The sequence below is a fragment of the Pseudarthrobacter sp. NKDBFgelt genome (assembly GCF_046097905.1).
Taxonomy (GTDB): Bacteria; Actinomycetota; Actinomycetes; order Actinomycetales; family Micrococcaceae; genus Arthrobacter; species Arthrobacter polychromogenes.
In genome coordinates this window covers 11,958-30,789 of record NZ_JBJURL010000017.1, presented here as the reverse complement: position 1 = coordinate 30,789, position 18,832 = coordinate 11,958, and the positions used below count along the sequence as shown (strand labels likewise).

The 18,832-nt window shown below is 63.3% G+C and carries 16 protein-coding genes; 12 read left to right on the top strand and 4 right to left on the bottom strand.

Features of this window, described 5'->3' with window-relative positions; genetic code table 11:
* Positions 1-33: 33 nt before the first annotated feature.
* The 4 genes from ACKAE7_RS06855 to ACKAE7_RS06840 all read right to left on the bottom strand — a co-directional run bounded on the left by ACKAE7_RS06855 (position 34) and on the right by ACKAE7_RS06840 (position 4,116).
* On the bottom strand, positions 34-1,224 hold the full coding sequence (locus ACKAE7_RS06855) for a 4-hydroxybenzoate 3-monooxygenase (protein WP_408978781.1): 1,191 nt from the start codon (positions 1,222-1,224) through the stop codon (positions 34-36).
* A gap of 301 nt (positions 1,225-1,525) precedes the next feature.
* Positions 1,526-2,356: an amidohydrolase family protein gene (locus ACKAE7_RS06850; protein ID WP_408978806.1), complete on the bottom strand. Its 831-nt coding sequence runs from the start codon at positions 2,354-2,356 to the stop codon at positions 1,526-1,528.
* Between the two features lie 130 nt (positions 2,357-2,486).
* A complete protein-coding gene (locus ACKAE7_RS06845) occupies positions 2,487-3,323 on the bottom strand; it encodes an IclR family transcriptional regulator (protein ID WP_408978780.1) in 837 nt (278 codons plus the stop codon).
* Complete coding sequence (locus ACKAE7_RS06840; protein WP_408978779.1) at positions 3,316-4,116, bottom strand: IclR family transcriptional regulator; 801 nt, start codon at positions 4,114-4,116, stop codon at positions 3,316-3,318. Before ACKAE7_RS06840 ends, ACKAE7_RS06845 begins: the two co-directional genes overlap by 8 nt.
* A 215-nt stretch (positions 4,117-4,331) precedes the next feature.
* Between ACKAE7_RS06840 and ACKAE7_RS06835 the strand changes: the two genes are divergently transcribed.
* The 12 genes from ACKAE7_RS06835 (at position 4,332) to ACKAE7_RS06780 (ending at position 18,774) form a co-directional block, all read left to right on the top strand.
* A complete protein-coding gene (locus ACKAE7_RS06835; protein WP_408978778.1) occupies positions 4,332-6,221 on the top strand; it encodes a PEP-utilizing enzyme in 1,890 nt (629 codons plus the stop codon).
* A gap of 103 nt (positions 6,222-6,324) precedes the next feature.
* Positions 6,325-7,428 carry a PEP/pyruvate-binding domain-containing protein gene (locus ACKAE7_RS06830; protein ID WP_408978777.1) on the top strand — a complete coding sequence of 368 codons (1,104 nt, stop codon included), beginning with the start codon at positions 6,325-6,327 and terminating at the stop codon, positions 7,426-7,428.
* Positions 7,425-7,967 (top strand): acetyl-CoA carboxylase biotin carboxyl carrier protein, encoded by a 543-nt coding sequence (locus ACKAE7_RS06825; protein WP_408978776.1) that lies wholly within the window; start codon positions 7,425-7,427, stop codon positions 7,965-7,967. The genes ACKAE7_RS06830 and ACKAE7_RS06825 overlap by 4 nt, the downstream gene beginning before the upstream one ends.
* Positions 7,964-9,355 carry an acetyl/propionyl/methylcrotonyl-CoA carboxylase subunit alpha gene (locus ACKAE7_RS06820; protein WP_408978775.1) on the top strand — a complete coding sequence of 464 codons (1,392 nt, stop codon included), beginning with the start codon at positions 7,964-7,966 and terminating at the stop codon, positions 9,353-9,355. Before ACKAE7_RS06825 ends, ACKAE7_RS06820 begins: the two co-directional genes overlap by 4 nt.
* The gene (locus tag ACKAE7_RS06815; RefSeq protein WP_408978774.1) at positions 9,352-10,938 is read left to right on the top strand and encodes a pyruvate/oxaloacetate carboxyltransferase; all 1,587 of its coding nucleotides are present in this window, start codon (positions 9,352-9,354) and stop codon (positions 10,936-10,938) included. Before ACKAE7_RS06820 ends, ACKAE7_RS06815 begins: the two co-directional genes overlap by 4 nt.
* Positions 10,935-11,825, top strand: a complete 891-nt coding sequence (locus ACKAE7_RS06810) for an HAD-IIA family hydrolase (protein ID WP_408978773.1) — start codon at positions 10,935-10,937, stop codon at positions 11,823-11,825. The genes ACKAE7_RS06815 and ACKAE7_RS06810 overlap by 4 nt, the downstream gene beginning before the upstream one ends.
* Positions 11,826-11,886: 61 nt before the next feature.
* Complete coding sequence (locus ACKAE7_RS06805) at positions 11,887-13,893, top strand: acetoacetate--CoA ligase (protein WP_408978772.1); 2,007 nt, start codon at positions 11,887-11,889, stop codon at positions 13,891-13,893.
* A gap of 182 nt (positions 13,894-14,075) precedes the next feature.
* On the top strand, positions 14,076-15,386 hold the full coding sequence (locus ACKAE7_RS06800; protein ID WP_408978771.1) for an ABC transporter substrate-binding protein: 1,311 nt from the start codon (positions 14,076-14,078) through the stop codon (positions 15,384-15,386).
* Positions 15,383-16,141, top strand: coding sequence for an ABC transporter ATP-binding protein (locus ACKAE7_RS06795; RefSeq protein WP_408978770.1), 759 nt, complete (start codon positions 15,383-15,385; stop codon positions 16,139-16,141). The genes ACKAE7_RS06800 and ACKAE7_RS06795 overlap by 4 nt, the downstream gene beginning before the upstream one ends.
* The gene (locus ACKAE7_RS06790; protein ID WP_408978769.1) at positions 16,138-16,860 is read left to right on the top strand and encodes an ABC transporter ATP-binding protein; all 723 of its coding nucleotides are present in this window, start codon (positions 16,138-16,140) and stop codon (positions 16,858-16,860) included. The genes ACKAE7_RS06795 and ACKAE7_RS06790 overlap by 4 nt, the downstream gene beginning before the upstream one ends.
* A gap of 1 nt (position 16,861) precedes the next feature.
* The gene (locus ACKAE7_RS06785) at positions 16,862-17,728 is read left to right on the top strand and encodes a branched-chain amino acid ABC transporter permease (RefSeq protein ID WP_408978768.1); all 867 of its coding nucleotides are present in this window, start codon (positions 16,862-16,864) and stop codon (positions 17,726-17,728) included.
* Positions 17,729-17,730: 2 nt separating this feature from the next.
* Entirely contained in the window at positions 17,731-18,774 is a 1,044-nt protein-coding gene (locus ACKAE7_RS06780) for a branched-chain amino acid ABC transporter permease (protein WP_408978767.1), read from the top strand.
* Positions 18,775-18,832 lie beyond the last annotated feature (58 nt).

Sequence of the window (18,832 nt, the reverse complement as noted above, 5' to 3'; positions counted from 1 at the left end):
CGTTTACGGCGGAGATGTCCAAGAAGGCTGCAGTTACCGCGTGCCGGGCCAGCCGGTGTAGGCCTCGGCGAGGTAGGCCATGCCGTGCCGGGAAGTCACCACAGAGTTGAGTTCGCCCAATTGGCGGGCGCGGGAGAAGTCATCGGCGCCGGCGGGGGTGTGCAGCATGGTGGTCATCCAGTAGGAGAACTGCTGGGCCTTCCATACGCGCTCCAGGGCGCGGTCGCTGTAGGTCTCCAGCAGCCTGTCCGAGCCGGAGTTGTAGTGGCTGTCCAGCCCTTCGAAGAGGACCTTGACGTCGTTAATGGCCAGGTTCAGGCCCTTGGCCCCGGTGGGCGGAACGGTGTGTGCGGCGTCGCCGGCGAGGAAAAGGTTGCCGTAGCGCATGGGGGTGTGGACGAAGCTGCGGAACGGCAGCACCATCTTCTCGATGACCGGGCCTTCCTTGAGCTCGAAGCCGTTGCCGTTGACGCGGCTGCGGAATTCGGCCCAGATCCGGTCGTCGTCCCACTCGGCCACGTTTTCCCTGGGATCGCACTGGAAGTACATCCGCTGCACCGTGGCGGTGCGCTGGCTGATCAGGGCGAAGCCGTTGTCCGAGTTGGCGTAGATCAGCTCATCCGAGCTGCGCGGGGCTTCGGCCAGGATGCCGAACCAGGCGAACGGGTACTCGTGGAAGTACCACTTGCGGTGCGCCTCGGGGATCTGGAACCGGCAGTGGCTGCGGGAGCCGTCCGCGCCCACCAGGAAGTCGGCCTGGATTTCATGCTCCATGCCGTCGGCGTCGGTGAACCAGACCTTTGGCTTGCCTTCGAGGTCGTGGACGGTGGTGTCGGTGACGCTGTAGCGGACGTCGCCGCCGTCGTCCTTCCTGCGTGCGGCGAGGTCCAGGAAGACGTCCGTCTGCGGGTACAGCCACACGGACTCCCCCACGAGGTCCTTGAAATCGACGCGGTGGCTCTCGCCGTTGAACCGCAGTTCGATGCCGTCGTGCCGGTCGCCGTCGCGCAGCACCCGGTCCGAGACGCCGCTGTCCACCAGCATGTTCACGGTCCCGTGCTCCAGGATGCCTGCGCGGACGGTTTCGGAGATTTCCTTGTGGCTGCGGACTTCGATGACCGTGGATTCGATGCCGGCCTTGGCCAGGAGGTGGGACAGCATCAGCCCTGCGGGCCCGGCTCCCATGATGGCTACTTGGGTGGTGATGGTCTTGCGTGCTGCCATGGCGCGTCTCGCTTCGTTGCGGGGCTCCGCTTGAGCGGTGCCGGGTTGTAGGTCTGGCTGGCAACCAGTGTGCGTCGCGCTCTGTTGGTCCGGACACACACATTCCGTTGAATGGGGTTGCGGTTATGGATCTGTCAAGTAGCGCCCAGCCCCTCGGTGGAGTTCTGTAGCGCGGGCACTAACTCCTGCAGGTGCATTTCGTGCAAGGGGACACGACTCCAAGCGACGCCGTGCGCAGCATTGGTGGGCTATTCCCTTTGGCTCTGTATCCGGGGCAGCCGCAAGCCGCGGGAACCCCTGGCTAGAGTCCGAGGAGGCGAATTGCGTTGCTTTTGAGTATTTTGTGTCGGACTTCGTCGTGCAGATCGAGCAGCGCAAAGTCCTTCATCCACCGGTCTGGCGTGATCAGGGGGAAGTCTGAGCCGAACAGCACCTTGTCCTGGAGAAGCGAATTTGCCTGGCGTACAAGGCTTTTGGGAAAGTACTTGGGCGACCAGCCTGAGAGGTCTATCCATACATTCTTTTTGTGAGTCGCTACAGCCAGGGCTTCTTCCTGCCAAGGGACGGAGGGGTGGGCCATGATGATTTGCAGGTCTGGGAAGTCGGCGGCCACGGAATCGAGAAGGATGGGGTTTGATAGCCCCAGTTTGATGCCGAACCCTCCGGGGAGCCCGGATCCGATACCGGTTTGGCCTGTGTGAAAAATGACCGGCAACTTCAGCGTTTGAAGGGCCTCGTACAGCGGGTAGAACGTTGTATCGCTAGGGTCAAAGTTTTGGACGCTGGGGTGGAACTTGAATCCGCGTACGCCGTAGTCCTCTGCCAGTTGGACGGCGCAGCTGATGGCTTCGGGTCCGTTGTTCGGGTCCACGGATCCGAAGGGGATCAGCACGTCATTGTTGACGGCTGCGCCGCGGGCTATGTCCTCGCTGCTGTTTGGTGGGTGGCCGAGGTGACTCGAAGCATCCACGGTGAAGACCACGGCCGCCATTTTGCGTTCCCGGTACATGTCGGCGATGGCGTTCAGGTCCGGCCGGGGGCCACTGGTCCTAAAGTATTTGCTGGCTGCTTCCACCAGTGGTGAGGGCAGTGCGTTATGGCCGTGGTCATCGACTTCGATGTGGACGTGCATGTCGATGGCGACGAGTGATTCGACGTCCAGGTGGGGTTCATAGGACACAGGTCAATCCTCTTTCGGGGGAGGGGTTCTTGCGAATCTGTCAGGAGCGGTTGTCGGGGTGTTTAATGGCGGTTTCGGTCCTTTACCGAGCGGGCATCGGATCCGTGCCGTTGGCGCCGTGCTCCGAGAGCGGTTCACTGATGCTCGGATACGCTGTTCCGACGACGTCTTCAAGGCGTCGGGCCAATCCTTCCGTTGCGCGCAGCAGGGACGAGGCGTACTGGGCCATGTCGGTCCTGAGGCTGTAGCTGACAATGCCGATTGCGGCCTGGACGGTGCCGCCCACCAGGACCGGGGCGGCGATGGAAGAGGATCCGAGCTGGTATTCCTGGTGGCTCTGGGCGAAGCCGTTCTGGCGGATCTGCACCAGATGCCGCGACAGTGACCTTCGGTCGGTGATCGTTTCCGGCGTGTACCGGGCTAAGGGCATGGCGAGTATCGCGTCAGTGAAGGCCTCCGGGCTGAATGCAAGCAATGCTTTGCCGACGCCTGTGGCATGGAGCGGTATGCGTGCACCAATGCGGCTCTCAAGGGGAACGGATACCTCAGAGGTGAGCTTTTCGATGTAGATGGCATTGGTTCCGTCGCAGACGGCCAGCTGTACGGTTTCCCTGCAGTCGTATTGAAGGTTGAGGAGGAACGGCATGGCAGTTTCACGCAGCCGTCCGTGGATGGGTGTGAGCAAGCCCATCTCCCACAGCCGCACGCCCAGTCCGTAGCGGCCCGCGTTGTCCCGGTGGAGGAAACGTCCGTCTTCGAGCTCCCCGGCAAGGCGGTACACCGTAGCCACCGGAAGCCCGGCTCTGCGGGCGAGTTGGCTGAGCGTAAGCAGCGGATTTTCAACATCGAAAGCGGCGAGTACGGCCAGTGCCCTCGCGGTGACGGACTTCGCCGAGCTTTTGTATGGCTTATCACTCATCACCATTCTCCCTTCCAGTGGTTGCTAAAGGGTCTTCGCCAGCCCTTGTGGTGGGTGCCAGGATGGCAGCAAGGCTGCGGGCGGCTCCCCTCATCTCGGGAAGCACCGTCTCGATGGAAACCCCTGCCCGCGGGGAGGCTGAGGCCGCCGGGGATGTGCTCAGGGACAGGGCCATGGGCGGTCGGCCTTCAGCGCGGATTGGGACGGCATATTCAACGTGCCCTGCCGCGTCAGATCGTTGTGCCCACCCTCGTTCAGTGGCAACGGTGATGCTCTTCTCCATCCGGGCGAAGGTGGTATGAGTCAACGGCAAGGCGCTCCTGGCTGCGGGGGTCATACCTCCCATGAGGACGTGTCCGGCGGCGGAATCGACCAGGGGCAGGGTCATTCCGGGACCGCTGCCCGGCGCACTGGCACCGTTGGCCAGGACCTCTTCAACGCAGAGCGCACGCTCTCCGTTGCTAACGAACACCCGGACCATCATCCCCGATTTTATTGCAAGACGGAGCAAGAGGGGGCGGGTTCCCATGCCGATGACGTCATGTGTGGGGGCGAGGATTCCCAGTTCCCAGATTTTGGGGCCTATGGCGTAGCGGCCGGCAGGATCCCGTTCGACTGCCGCGATGGCTTCCAGATGGTTCAGGAGGCGGAAGGTCGTCGCCACCGGCAGCCCGCTCCGTCGGGATATCTGCGACAGGGTCATCTGACGATGCCCCATATCGAAGGACATGAGCACCGCAAAAGCCCGTTCCGTGACGGATTTTCCAGGCGAAACGGCATCACTGGCTGCCATGGTCCTCCTCCTTCCGGTTACGGAGCACACTCTAACCCTTGTTTCATTCGATGAAAAGAACTGGCTGGAGAACCCTTGGTCCTAAAGGATCTAGGGTTCACAAAAATGATTCTTTTCGCTGAGTGAAAAGGTTGCTGGTGATTGGAGTCACACGTGCTCACACTGGAAACCAGTCCCCCTGTCATCCGGACATCCATGGACGCAAAGGAGCAGTCATGACCACCACGGACAGCGAATTGAACGAAACCTCCGTTCCAGTGCAGAACGGACCGCAGGAACGCAGTTTCCCGGATCCCTACGAGATCGAGACGCCTGAGGGAGCCGAGGGGTGGGAGGAAATGTACGCCTACCACAACCGTTTCCTGCCCACGCGCCGCGCAGAGGATTCTGCCAAAACCTGGTTCCGGAACTCACTGCACTACCCGGAAGTTTCCTACCCGTTTGACCAGGTCACCATCGACGGTGCCTTCACCGGGACCGGGGTGACCAATACCCGCGTGTTTGCGCTGCCCCCGGCCAAGGGCCTGGACGTTCGTGTCATCAACGGCTACACCTACATGTCCACGATTCCCAGCCCGGACGACGAGGAACAGGCACGACGGGCCGAGGAATTTGGCAAGCGTGCCGGCTATTACTTTCAGAACTGGGACACCCTCTACGCCGAATGGGAAGGACGCGTCACCGGTGCTATCCGGGCCGTCCACGAGCTGGAAGTTCCGCCGCTGTCCGAATTCGAGGCCCTCGAGCGAGTGACCGAAGACCGCGGCCCCAGCCAGGGCAACCTGCTCCTGGCCGCCTACCACCGGCTGCTCGAACACGGTGACCAGATCTGGACCCTGCATTCGGAATTCCTGAACCTTGGCTACGCGGCTTACCTGCAGTTCCTGACGCTCTGTAAGGAGCACTTCCCCGAGATTGATGACCAGACCATCTCCCGCATGGTCAGCGGTGTTGACGTTCTGCTCTTCCGTCCCGATGACGAACTTCGGGCCCTGGCCCGGAAGGCTGAGGAGCTCGGTGTCGGCGATCTCGTCCAGGCCGCCAACACTGAGGAAGACCTGCTGAGCAGTCTTGGAGGCTCGGAGGCCGGCAAAGCGTGGCTGGCCGCCCTCGAGGAAAGCAAGGACCCGTGGTTCTACTTCTCGTACGGGTCCGGCATGTACCACTCCCACCGCAGCTGGATCGACAATCTGCAGCTCCCCATCCAGGCCATCGGAGACTACATTGTCCGGCTGCGCGGCGGGGACGACCTGAAAAGGCCACTGGATAAGCTCCAGGCCGAGCGTGACGAACTGGTCGTGCATTACCGCTCGCTCCTGGACGAGGAGGACCTGCCGGCCTTCGACGCCGGCCTAGGCCTGTCCCGGACGGTGTTCCCCTACGTGGAAAACCACAACTTCTATGTCGAGCACTGGTTCCTGACGAATTTCTGGAACAAGGCCCGCGAATTCAGCAAGCTGCTGCAGGCGTGGGGCTTCTGGGACGATGTTGAAGATATCTTCTTCCTGCGCCGGGCCGAGGTCGAGGAAGCCATCGTGGACCTGCAAATGGCTTGGGCTGCCGGCGGCAAACCCCAGGGCGGCTACCACTGGCCCGAGATCATCAAGCGGCGCAAAGAAATCTACGAAGCTCTCAGCAGCTGGAACCCGCCCCCGGCCCTGGGCCCGGTGCCCGGCGAAGTCAATGAACCGCTGACCATCATGCTCTGGGGCATCACGCCGGAGACCGTCGAACGGTGGCTTACAGCCCAGGACGGTGGCAGCAGCCGGACTGAACTGACAGGGTTCGCCGGCTCCCCTGGAATCGCGGAGGGCCGTGCGCGCGTAGTGCTCCGCCCCGATCAGCTCGATACCGTGCAGGAAGGCGAAATCCTCGTCTCCCCCGTGACAAGCCCCAGCTGGACACCTGTCTTCGGGCGCATCCGCGGCGCCGTGAGCGATATCGGCGGCATCATGTGCCACGCAGCCATCGTCTCGCGTGAATACGGTCTCCCGGCCGTTGTCGGCACCGGATTCGGCACCTCCACCATCAAGACCGGCCAGCTGATCCGCGTTGACGGCGACGCCGGAACCGTCACCATCCTGGATGAGTCCACCGACGCCTGACAGAAGGTACGGGCCCCGGCCCCCCAACACACAGTCATCCGCCGGCAGCGGACTCACACTTGCTGCCGGCGGAACCGACCCCCACCGAAGAAGGAAGAACACCGTGGGAAAGTACACAAGGAAATTCAACGAACTCAACAGCGCCGACCGGCCGTTGGTCGGCGGCAAGTGCGCCAGTCTGGGCGAAATGGTGCAGGCCGGGTTGCCCGTTCCGGATGGTTTCGCTGTCACAGTGGACGCTTACGAGGACTACCGGGACGCGTCGGACCTGCGGCAGCAGCTGCTGCGGATCGTCCTGGGGGCCGACGCGCAGAACAATGCCTCCCTGCAGCAGGCGCACGACGAAGCAGTGGCCCTGATCCTGGGCCGCGAACTGCCGGCCGCCATCGAGCAGGAGATCCGCGAGACGTATCTGCAGCTCTCAAGGGAAACGGCGCAACGGCGCGGAACCGGCGAGCCCGACCGCGTCCCGGTCGCGGTACGCTCCTCAGCCACCGACGAAGACGGCGACGCCGCCAGCTTCGCCGGCCAGCAGGAGACCTACCTGTGGGTCGTGGGCGAAGATGACGTCATCGCCAAGGTCCGCGAATGCTGGGCCAGCCTGTACACACCCCAGGCGATCGCCTACCGCTCCGGCATGTCGGCCGCGGAGGCCTCGGAAGCCTCCAAGATCTCCGTCGCCGTTCAGCTGATGGCCCACGCCGACGTTGCCGGAGTCACCTTCACCGTAAGCCCGCGCACCGGTGACCGGTCGGTCATCGCCATCAACGCCAGCTGGGGACTCGGGCAGTCCGTTGTCTCCGGCGAAGTGACCCCGGACGAGTACTGGCTGAACAAAATCGGCCCCACGCTCACCAAGACCCGGATCGCGTCCAAGGCCCAGGAATACGTTCCAGCCCCCGGCGGGGTAGGCGTCGAATTCCGGGACGTGGACGAAGCCCGCCGTGACGTGGCCTGCCTCAGCGAACCCGAAGTGATGCAACTGGCTGACATCGCCCTGCGGGTGGAGAAACACTACGGCTGCCCGCAGGACATCGAATGGGCGCTGGAGCATGACGCCGACGGGACTCCCAAGGTCATGCTGCTGCAATCACGCCCGGAGACCAACTGGAAAAAGCGCAAGGAAGAAAAGAGCAAGAACACCACCAAGGCAACGTCGAACCTGCTGGGGTTCGTTGCCGCCGCAGCGAAGGGCAGTACCAAATGAGCACCCCCTCTACACCGAGCTGGCAGGACGTTCTTGACCTCGTCACCCAACTCGATGACGGCGCCTACGAATCCGCCGCCGTGGAGTTCGGAGATGTCTCCGTCCGCCTCTCACGTTCAGCAGAGATGCCCGTCACCTCCCCCACGGCCGGGACAACGACGCAGTCCATGGCACCGTCACCGAACGGGCATGCCCCGGCTGCCGCACCCTCAGCGGCGCCGGCCGTTACCGAACCCGCCGTTACCGAACGTGCGCCTTCGGCCCCGGCTCCTGCAGAGCCGGGCTCCAACAGCACTGTCGTGACAGCCCCGATTATCGGTGTCTTTTACCGCAGTCCCTCCCCCGGGGCGCCGCCCTTTGTCGAACCCGGGGCGGCCGTGGAGGCAGATACGACTATCGGCATCATCGAGGTTATGAAGCTGATGAACCCGGTGACGGCAGGCACTGCCGGAACCCTGACCGAGTTCCTGGCCGCGGACAACGCCCAGGTCGAGTTCGGCCAGCCGCTGGCCGTCATCGCCCGGGAAGAATCGCCGTGAACGGGCACAACGAGGCAAAGAAACCGGTAATCCTGGTGGCCAACCGGGGCGAAATCGCCGTGCGCATCATTGCCGCCGCACGCAGGATCGGTGCCAGCCCGGTGCTTGCCGCCAGCGCCGCCGATACCAACTCTCTTGCCGCGCGCCTGGCGGACCGGGTCATCGTCATAGGACCCGCCCAGGCCGGCCGGTCGTACCTGCGGCCCGAGTATGTTGCCGAAGCCGCCGTCCACGCAGGTGCAGACGTGGTCCACCCCGGCTACGGATTCCTCAGTGAACAGCCCGAACTCGCTGAGCTCCTCGAAGCCGAAGGTATTGCCTTCGCCGGCCCCCGGCCGGAAACACTCCGTGCCGTCGGTGACAAGAGCAGCGCCCGCCGGGTTGCGGTCGCGGCCGGAGTCCCGGTGGCTGTCGCCGTTGAAATCGATGACCCGGCCGCCGCCGCTGAACTCGGCGATTCCCTCGGATACCCACTGTTGATCAAGGCCGTCCACGGCGGTGGCGGGCGCGGCATCCGCCTCGTACGCGATACCGCTGAACTGGCGGACCTGGCACCCCAGGCCGCTGCCGAAGCGCAGGCGGCGTTTGGAAACGGCTCCCTGTACCTGGAACGCTTCTACCCCGCCGCGCGCCACGTGGAAGTGCAGGTATTTGGCGACGGGAAAGGCGGCGCCCAAATTTTCGGGGACCGCGACTGCTCGGTCCAACGCCGACACCAGAAACTCATCGAGGAATGCCCCGCTCCCGGACTTTCCGAGTCCCGCCGGTCCGTGCTGCACGAAGCGTCCCGCGCGCTCGTTCGGGCCCTGCAGTACCGCGGCGCCGGAACTGTCGAATTCCTCGTCGACACCGAATCCGAAGACGTGGTGTTCCTGGAGATGAACGCCCGCATCCAGGTCGAACACCCCGTCACCGAAGAAGCCTTCGGCATCGACCTTGTCGCCGCCCAACTGCGCCTCGCCCTCGGCCAGGACCCCCAGCTCCCCGACGTGCCCCCCGTCCCGCCGGCAGTAGCCATCGAAGTGCGGATCAACGCCGAGGACCCGGACAATGACTTCCGTCCCAACCCTGGCCTAATCACCGACGTGCACTGGCCCGACGGCCCCGGAATCCGGGTCGATACCCACGTACGGGCCGGGTACGCGTTCCCGCCGTTCTACGACAGCCTGATGGCGAAGCTGATCGTCCGCGCCCACAGCCGCAATGCCGCCGTCGAAGCCCTCCGCTCCGCCGCCGGAGCAGTGGTCCTGGAAGGGGTCAAGACCACCCTCCCCCTCCACGAATTTGTTCTCTCCCACCCCGACTTCATCCAAGGCGGGGTCAGTACCTCATGGTTCGCCCCCGCCTGGGAACAGCGAAACGCCCAGCTGAAGGAGGCCGTCAAATGACCGCAACCGCAACCCCGCAGACCCGGGCCGAGACCAGGGACCAGCCCTCAAAGCGCCAAAAGACCATCCGCTTGGTAGATACCAGTCTGCGCGACGGAAACCAAAGCCTTTGGGGCGCCACCGGACTGACCACGGGAATGGTCGAAGCCGTCGGCCCCCTGCTGGACCAGGTGGGCTACGAAGCCATCGACTTCACCAGCTCAACGAACCTTTCCATGGGCGTAAAGTTTCACCGGGAAAACCCCTGGGAACGCATCTCACGCATGCGTGCAGTCATGCCCAACACGCCGCTGTCCGCCATCACCACCGGCATGCGTTTCATGTCCTGGGACAAAGCCTCCGAAACCGTCATGCGCATGGCGCTGCGTTTGATGGCCTCCCACGGACTGCGCCGCCTCCAAATCGCCGAACCCATGAACGACGTCGAATCCCTCCTCCGGGTAGCCCAATGGGCCAAAGAGGAAGGAATCGAACAGGTCGTCGCGGCGGTAACCTTCACCGAAAGCCCCGTCCACACCGACGAAAGCTACGGCAGAAACGCCAGACTCTGCAGCGCCAGTAAATACGTCGACACTGTCTACATCAAGGATCCGGGCGGACTGCTCACTGCCGAACGAACCCGCCAGCTTATCCCCGGCATCCGTGCCGCGGCAGGGGCCAAGACCCTGGAACTGCACAGCCACTGCACCACAGGCGCAGCCTCCCAGCTGTACCTCATTGCCGCCGAACTGGGCGTTGACGTGCTCCACACCGGCCTGGGACCGCTCTCCAACGGAACCGCCCAGCCCGGCCTGGAAAACCTCGTCGGCAACCTGGACGCCCTCGGCATCCCCGTCCAGGTAAACCGCGAAGCGGCCTCCGCAGCCGCTGACATCCTCTACTCCATCGCCGAATCCCAAGGACTACCGGCCGGTGTTCCCACCGAGTACGACCTCAGCCCCCACGTGCACCAGGTCCCCGGCGGCATGATGTCCACACTCAAGCGCCAGCTCGGCGAACTGGGCATGCTTGACCAGTTGCCAGCGGTCATTGAGGAAGCCGGGCGGGTACGGGCTGACCTCGGCTACCCCATCATGGTCACCCCATTCAGCCAGTTCGTGGGCAGCCAAGCCCTGATGAACGTGCTCGCCGGCAAGTCCGGCCAGGACCGGTACAGCCGCATCCCCGACGAGGTCGTCAGATTCGTGCTCGGCAACTTCGGGGCACCGGAAGGGGAAATAGCCCCCGAGGTGATGGAAAAAGTGTCCCAGCTCCCCCGGGCCAAAGAACTGGCCGAACCCGTGGCGGAGCGGTCCCTGGCCGAACTTCATGAAGAATACGCCCAAAAATTCGGCAGGCAGCTCAGCGAAGAAGAGCTGCTGCTGCGCATGGTGCTGCCGGGAGACCAGGTCGACGCCATGCTCGCCGCAGGGCCAGCGCCCAGGTGGACACCAACCGGCGCCAACCGGGCCGCTGCCCCGGTAACCAACGTCGCGGAATTTATCAGAGCAGCCCACCAACTTCCCAAGTGGAAATACCTGGCAGTCAGCCGCGGCACCGAAAAAGTCGAACTGCGCCGCGCCCAAAACGGAGAGACCTCATGAACCGGACCGAATTCCAGGCCCGACTCGCCGACGTCCGTGGCGTCATGTTCGATATCGACGGCTGTTTGGTCCTCTCCGACGGGCCCAGCGGACACGGCGGTGAAACCCTGCCCGGGGCCCCGGAAGCCATCGAACTCGTCCGCAGTTCCGGGCGCACCATGGCAGTGTTCACCAACGGTTCCATGCAGACACCAGCCCAGATCGGTGCGTCCCTGCGCTCCCACGGGCTGGACGTCCGCGATGACGAAGTGCTGACACCCGCCGTCGTGGCCGCCGAAACAATGCAGAACCTCTATCCGGACCGGCCACTGCTGGTCTTCGGCGGCACCGGCGTACGGGACGACTTTGAACGCCGGGGACTGAACCTCGTTGACATTGACCAGGCATTGGCCGGTGAGCCCACCCACGCTGCCGCGGTGGTCATCGGTTGGGACACGGCCTTCGGGAAGGAAAAAATCCAGGCGGCCGCAGAGGCCGTGCTTGCCGGAGCAGAGATCTACTGCACCTCCGACGCGCCATCGTTTGCCTCCCAGCAGCGCCTGAACGTGGGCGTCTCCGGCTTCATTGCAGCTGGTCTCAGCCACGTCACGGGCCGCCCCTACCGGGTCCTCGGGAAACCCTCACAGGAGGCCATCACCGTCCTTGCCCACCGGTTGCAGGTCCTGCCATCCCAGATGCTCATCATCGGCGACGACCTCACCCTCGAATGCAGGATGGCCCGCACCGCAGGCGCCCTCGGTGTCCTGGTGACGACCGGAACGCACTCCGCCGCTGACGCCGCCTTTACCCGGCAGGATCAACAACCGGATCTCATCGTGGACAGCCTGGACGACCTGGTGGAACTGTTCACTCTCGCCCCTGAAGATACAGCCGCCCCGCTGAGCTGAGAACCGCAGTGAACAGCCGAACCCAACGCTGATCCATTTGATGCACAAGAAAAGGACAAAGATGTCATTTCAAAGCACGACGGCGGAACACCGCCGGGTGACTTGGAAACCTACTCCCGAGCAGCAGCAAAGTTCACGGCTGTGGGATTTCATGGGCTGGGTAGCCGAGCACCGAGGCGTCAACCTCAATGACTACCGGGAAACCTGGCAATGGTCCGTCGAAGACCTCTCCGGATTCTGGGACGCCGTGCGGGAATACTTCAGCGTCCTCGGTGAAGGATTCGACGGGCCTGCTCTGGCTGAAGAGCGGATGCCCGGAGCAGTGTGGTACCCGAAAGCGAAGCTGAACTTCGCCGAGAACGTCCTGCGCCACGCACACGACCCGGAAATGGCCGGCACTACAGCGGTACTCACAATCCAGGAAGACGACTCCGTCACAGAACTGACCTGGCGCCAACTGGAGGCCCAAGTCACCTCCCTTGCCGCCCACCTCAGGCGCCTCGGCATCGGGCGCGGAGACCGCGTCGCCGCCGTCCTGCCGAACGTCCCCGAAGCAATCATCGGATTGCTGGCAACGGCCGCCGTCGGAGCCATATGGACGATCAACTCCCCCGATCTCTCGGCTGCCGCGACCCTGGAGCGCCTTCGCCAGCTTGAACCGAAACTACTAATCGGCGTCGACGGCTACCGGTTCAATGGAAAGGACTTTGACCGGCTCCAGCACCTGACCGACGTCGAAGCCGGGTTGCCCGGGCTGGAGCACACCATCCTCCTGCGGAATACCGGCCAAGAGGCCGGGGCCCCCACGGACCGGATCGATTTCGCCTCCCTGGTAACCGACCCGACGGAGCCCAGCTACGAACGGGTTGCGTTTGATCACCCACTCTGGGTTCTCTTCTCTTCCGGCACGACCGGTGCTCCCAAGGGGATCGTTCACGGCCATGGCGGCATGACCCTGGAAGCACTTAAAGGAACCGGTCTGAACCAGGACATGGGTCCCGGCGAACGCTACTACGTCGCCGCGAACACCTCGTGGATGGTCTGGAACACCCTGGTCAACAACTTGATGTCGGGCGCCTCAGTGGTCACTTACGCCGGATCCCCCATGTACGGGCGGAAAGACCGTCAGTTCGACATCATCTCCCGAACCGGAGCGACGATGTTCGCCACCGGAGCGGCCTACCTTTCCGTTGTCGAAAAAGCCGGTCTGGAACCGGGCCAGTCATGGGATCTCTCGACGCTGCGCTCCATCCTCTCCACCGGCTCCCCGCTGCCCGATTCCACCTGGCTCTGGGTCCATGAGCATGTCAAGCAAGACGTGCACCTAGGTTCCGACACCGGCGGCACCGACATCTGCAGCGGCTTCATCGGATCCAATCCCCTGGAACCGGTCCATCTCGGCGAGCTCCAGGGGCCCTTGCTGGGCGTGGCAGTCCAAGCCTGGTCCGACGCCGGGCACCGGGTAATCGGTGAAGTCGGGGAAATGGTCATCACCCGTCCCATGCCGTCCATGCCGGTGTTCTTCTGGGGCGACGAAAGCGGCGACAGATACCGGGGATCCTACTTTGAAAAGTTCCCCGGCGTCTGGACCCAGGGTGACTGGATCACCGAGACTCCGGCCGGCGGTTTCGCGGTGCACGGCCGCTCCGACGCCACACTCAACCGGTCCGGAGTCCGCCTCGGCAGCGCCGACATCTACGCGGCACTGCAGCATGTACCCGAGGTCACCGAATCCATGGTGATCGGTCTGGAGCAATCAGGCGGCGGCTACTACATGCCGCTCTTCGTGGCCCTTAAGCCAGGATCCCGGCTTACCGAAGAACTCAGGGACAAGATCAACGGCACCATCCGCCAGCTGACCTCAGCCAGACACGTCCCGGACGACATTATCGCCGTCCCTGCCGTACCCGTAACTCACGCCTTGAAAAAAATCGAGGTGCCCATCAAGAAGCTCTTCACCGGACACAGCCCCGAGACAGCCATCAACCGCGGGTCGCTCGCCAACCCCGAATCCGTTGATTGGTTCATCGACCAGGCACGGCTGTACCTCTCAAAACACCACCAATAAGCCCCGCCCGGGGACGGTAAATGCGCCTCCCCGGGTCGGTTCACCTCCCCCAACATCCCAGTAGAACCGGTCGGGACGCTCCCACGACGCCCCCCGCCCCGGCTCAGTCATGTCCACAACCGTGCATAAAACGCGTTTCAGCATTTCCGTTCATGTCGTTCACTTCAGAAAAGGGCACAGTCATGTCAGAAAAGATTCTTGGCGCAATGGACCGTCGAAACCTGCTTAAAGTACTTGGCCTCAGTGCCGCCGCCATCGGCGGCTCATCGGCACTGAGTGGCTGCAGCGGTCTGCAGGGCGCCGGCAATGCCTCAGGCAGTGGGGTACTTAAAATCGGTTTCGTCAGCCCCCAGACCGGTCCTCTGGCCGGCTTCGCGACCGCCGACAAGTTCGTTGTGGAGAAGGTCCAGGAAGCGCTGCGCAACGGATTCACGGCAGGCGGATCAAACCGGAAGATCGAAATCATCGTCAAGGACACCCAGTCCAGCGCCACGCGGGCATCTGCCGTGACAAAGGAGCTCATCACCCAGGACCAGGTGGATTTCATCGTCGGATCCGGCACACCGGATACCACCAACCCGGTAGCTGACCAGTGCGAGGCGTCCGGGGTCCCAAACGTCAGCACGATCACACCATGGGAAGCGTGGTTCCACGGCCGCGGAGGCAAGCCCGGCGAAGGATTCAAATACACGAGTACCTTCTTCTTCGGCATGCAGCAATTCGCGGACTGCTTTACGCCCATGTGGGAGCGGATCGGAGCAAGCAACCGCAACGTCGCGGCGTTATGGCCGGATGACTCCGACGCGAATGCCTTCCGCGCCGGACTGACTCCGCTGGCTGCGGCCAAGGGTTTTAAGATGATCGACGGCGGGGCCTACCAGAACGGTGCCAGCGACTTCAGCTCGTCCATCGCCAAATTCAAGGCTGAGAACGCCGAGATCTTTACCTGCACCCCGATCCCGCCGGACTTTCAGACCTTCTGGAAGCAGGCTGCACAGCAGGGCTACCGCCCCAAACTCGCCACGGTGGCCAAGGTCATGCTGTTCCCCTCCGAAGCCGAAGCCCTGGGCAACCTGACCAAGAACATCGCTTGCGCGGTCTGGTGGAGCCCCGGGCATCCTTACACGTCCAGCCTCGACGGCACCACCGCCCGCCAGCTTGCCGACGGCTTCACCGAAACGTCGGGTAAGCAATGGACACAGGCTCTGGGCTCGGTGTACTCGCTGTTCGAAGTCGCCGTGGAGTCGTTCAAGAACGCCAATGACCCGAAGGACAAGGAAGATGTTGCCGAGAAACTGCGGAACCTGAAGACCACCGGGATGAGCGGCCCGCTGGACTTCACCACCGGGCCCCAGCCGGGAATCGCCCTCCTGCGCCCGGTCGGCGGCCAGTGGCGTCCCGGCTCGAAATTCCCTTGGGACATCACCGTGGTCGACAACACCCCGAACAAGGACATCCCAATTGGTGCAGAACTGGAGGCGACCAGCGCATGACAGCCCTGCTGGAGCTGCAGGGCCTTGCCAAACGGTTCGGCCAGGTCGTCGTCGCCGATGGAGTTGATCTGACGGTCCAAGCCGGAGAAGCCATCGGCATAGTGGGCCCGAACGGGGCCGGCAAGTCCAGCCTGTTCGCCATGATCTCCGGCGACCTGGCCCCAGATGCCGGTCACATCCGTTTCAAGGAAACAGATGTGACCGGGATGCCAGCCCATCGAAGATGCCGTGACGGCATCGGCCGGACCTACCAGGTTCCCAGGCCGTTCGAAAAAATGACCGTCTTTGAAAATGTCCTGGTTCCGGCGACACAGGGGGCAGGGCTGCGTGGCCAGGCCGCCGCCGATAAAGCCGCCCACGTGCTGGGCACTGCCGGGCTCTACAACATCGCCAACGCCCGCGCGGGCTCGCTGTCGCTGCTGCAGCGAAAGCGTCTTGAAGTGGCCAGAGGCCTGGCCACTTCGCCCCAGATCCTGTTGCTGGACGAAGTTGCCGGCGGACTGACGGATCCGGAAGTGCATGAGCTCGTGGAGCTCATCTCGAATGTGAAGTCCGACGGTGTCGCCGTTATCTGGATCGAGCACGTCGTCCATGCACTTGTGAAATCAGTTGACCGGCTGCTCTGCCTGGCCGGAGGCAGATTCGTCGCGGACGGACTGCCTGAGGATGTCCTCAACGATCCGGCGGTGCTTGAACTGTACTTCGGCACCGGCCCGGACCTGGCTCCTGCCAATGACACGGAGGCCCTGCAATGAGCTTGCTCGAAGTCGAGGACCTGGATGTCTACCACGGCCAGCTCCAGGCCCTCCGGGGATTCAACCTCTCCGTAACTCAGGGTGAGACCATAGCCGTCATCGGCGCGAACGGGGCGGGCAAATCGACGCTCCTGCGTGCCATAGCCGGAGCCCATATTCCAGCGCGCGGCCGCGTGCTCCTGGACGGCAGCGACGTTACCCGCCTTCCGGCGCATCGCAGGGTGGCAGCAGGAATCTCACTGGTTCCCGAGGGCAGAAGGCTTTTCAAGTCACTGACCGTGGAAGAGAACCTGACCACAGGAACCTATCGGGCCCGCCCGGGAGACTGGAATGTTGGCGCCGTCATGGACCTGTTCCCCTGGATGCGTGAACGGGCTGATCAGAACGCCGCTTCGTTGTCCGGGGGCCAGCAGCAGGCCGTCGCCATCGGCAGGGCCCTCCTCACCAACCCCACAGTCCTTCTCATAGATGAACTCTCGCTGGGACTCGCCCCGTCTGTGGTGAGACAGATGTACAAAATTCTTCCCGGAATCGCGGCCCGGGGAACAGCGGTGCTCATCGTGGAGCAGGACGTCTCACAGGCCCTGGCCGCCGCCGACGAAGTGCACTGCTTACTCGAAGGACGGACCGTGCTCTCAGGAAAACCCGCTGACCTGACGCCCGCCCAGGTGGAACAGGCCTATTTTGGTCTCGAACCTGCCGTGAGGGAAGGAAACTGACATGGATCTAGTCAACACCCTGGTGCAGGGACTCCTGCTGGGCGGTCTGTACGCGCTTTTCGCGGCTGGCCTGTCAATCATGTTCGGCGTGATGCGGATGGTTAACCTCGCGCACGGCGATCTGGCAGTGGTCGCCGCCTACATCGTTCTGACCTTCCTGGGCGGGACGATCTTTCCCCTGTGGCTGGTAGTTCTGGTGACCCTTCCCATTTTTGCGGTCCTCGGCTACGCCCTACACCGCTCCGTCTTCAGCCGCAGCCTAAAAGCCGGACCGCTGTCCACTCTCCTTGTCACCTTTGGCCTCTCGATCATCATCCAGAACGGCCTGCTGGAGGCGTTTTCCGCCGACACCCGCTCCATTGACATGGGCGCTCTAAACACCGGAGCGTTCCGACTGAATGACTCAGTATCGGTGTCATACGTCGGCCTGTTGACCCTGCTGCTCGCAGTGGGCGTCATCGTCGGCATCCAATTGTTCCTGAAACGAAGCAAGACCGGACGCATGATGAGGGCGGTCTCAGATGATGCCGAAGCAGCCTCGCTGGTCGGCGCCAACTCCCGACACCTCTACGCCGTCGCAACGGCCCTGGCCTTCGGCACCGTAGCCCTGGCCGGCATCATGTCCGGTGCCCGATCCTCGTTCGAACCCTCCATTGGCCCCGCCCAACTGATCCTCGCCTTCGAAGCCGTAGTCATCGGAGGCCTCGGCTCACTGTGGGGAACCCTTCTGGGCGGCACCGTGCTTGGACTGGCACAAGCGTTCGCCGCGCACATCGACCCCTCCAGCACACTGCTGGCCGGCCACCTGGTGTTCCTCGCCGTCCTTGCCTTCAGACCCCAAGGCCTGATTCCACAGAGAGCCGTATAAATATGAAAACCCTCTCACCCTCATTCCCGGCCATCGTCATCCGGTCCGGACGTGCCTCCAAAACGTGGGCTGTTCTCCTCACAGCCGCCACCCTTGCCCTGGTTGCCATGCCGTACGTGGCCCACACAGGCACGACCAGCTCCCTCGTCATGTTCTTCGTGCTGCTGATCATGGCCAGCATGTGGAATCTGCTCGCCGGCTTCGGAGGCATGGTCTCGATCGGCCAGCAGGCCTATGTAGGCATCGGAGCCTACTCGGTGCTGGCATTCGCGACTATGGGCATCCAGCCCTTCCTGGCGCTGCCGCTGGCAGCAGTGACCTGCGCGGCGTTCGCAATTCCAACTTCGTGGCTGGCCTTCCGACTACGCGGCGACTACTTCGCCGTGGGCACCTGGGTCATCGCGGAGGTTTATCGGCTGATCGTCATCCGCTTCGCTGATCTGGGAGGTGCAAGCGGCAAATCGCTGCCCGGGCTCAGGGGCCTTGACCCAGTATTCCGGGGCGCCCTGGTCTACTGGGCGGCGCTGGGCCTTGCGGTGTTGACCATCCTGGGTTGCTATCTGCTGCTGCGCGGCCGCACCGGTCTCGCCTTGACAGCGGTCCGCGACGACGAAACAGCCGCCAAAGCCAACGGAGTGGATGTCACACGGTCCAAACGCCTCGTCTACCTTGTCTCCGCCGCAGGATGTGGCGCAGCCGGCGGACTACTAATCATCGACGCCCTAAGCGTCCAACCCGGAGCGATCTTCAACGTCCAATGGTCCGCCTACATGATCTTCATCGTCATTGTCGGCGGCATCGGCTACCTGGAGGGACCGCTGATCGGTGCGATCGTTTTCTTCGTGCTGCAGCAACTGCTCGCCGGCTACGGATCCTGGTACATGATCGTTCTCGGCCTCATCGGAGCCGCGGCCGCCATCTGGTTGCCTCACGGCATCTGGGGAAAGATCACCGAGAAGACAGGCGTTCAGCTCTTCCCCGTCACCTACCGGATCAAACTCGATGAACCTATGGTTCGGCCACCTGCGCAGTCAGTGCGGACGTAAGGCAGCAGGACACGCGTAAACGGCAGGAAACCTACCCACCAGGGCAGCTGGACGAAAC

Excerpts from the sequence above, each read along its gene's own strand:
- ACKAE7_RS06855 (WP_408978781.1), bottom strand. The coding sequence starts at position 1,224 with ATGGCAGCACGCAAGACCATCACCACCCAAGTAGCCATCATGGGAGCC.
- ACKAE7_RS06850 (WP_408978806.1), bottom strand. The coding sequence starts at position 2,356 with ATGCACGTCCACATCGAAGTCGATGACCACGGCCATAACGCACTGCCC.
- ACKAE7_RS06845 (WP_408978780.1), bottom strand. The coding sequence starts at position 3,323 with ATGAGTGATAAGCCATACAAAAGCTCGGCGAAGTCCGTCACCGCGAGG.
- ACKAE7_RS06840 (WP_408978779.1), bottom strand. The coding sequence starts at position 4,116 with ATGGCAGCCAGTGATGCCGTTTCGCCTGGAAAATCCGTCACGGAACGG.
- ACKAE7_RS06835 (WP_408978778.1), top strand. The coding sequence starts at position 4,332 with ATGACCACCACGGACAGCGAATTGAACGAAACCTCCGTTCCAGTGCAG.
- ACKAE7_RS06825 (WP_408978776.1), top strand. The coding sequence starts at position 7,425 with ATGAGCACCCCCTCTACACCGAGCTGGCAGGACGTTCTTGACCTCGTC.
- ACKAE7_RS06815 (WP_408978774.1), top strand. The coding sequence starts at position 9,352 with ATGACCGCAACCGCAACCCCGCAGACCCGGGCCGAGACCAGGGACCAG.
- ACKAE7_RS06810 (WP_408978773.1), top strand. The coding sequence starts at position 10,935 with ATGAACCGGACCGAATTCCAGGCCCGACTCGCCGACGTCCGTGGCGTC.
- ACKAE7_RS06805 (WP_408978772.1), top strand. The coding sequence starts at position 11,887 with ATGTCATTTCAAAGCACGACGGCGGAACACCGCCGGGTGACTTGGAAA.
- ACKAE7_RS06800 (WP_408978771.1), top strand. The coding sequence starts at position 14,076 with ATGTCAGAAAAGATTCTTGGCGCAATGGACCGTCGAAACCTGCTTAAA.
- ACKAE7_RS06795 (WP_408978770.1), top strand. The coding sequence starts at position 15,383 with ATGACAGCCCTGCTGGAGCTGCAGGGCCTTGCCAAACGGTTCGGCCAG.
- ACKAE7_RS06790 (WP_408978769.1), top strand. The coding sequence starts at position 16,138 with ATGAGCTTGCTCGAAGTCGAGGACCTGGATGTCTACCACGGCCAGCTC.
- ACKAE7_RS06785 (WP_408978768.1), top strand. The coding sequence starts at position 16,862 with ATGGATCTAGTCAACACCCTGGTGCAGGGACTCCTGCTGGGCGGTCTG.
- ACKAE7_RS06780 (WP_408978767.1), top strand. The coding sequence starts at position 17,731 with ATGAAAACCCTCTCACCCTCATTCCCGGCCATCGTCATCCGGTCCGGA.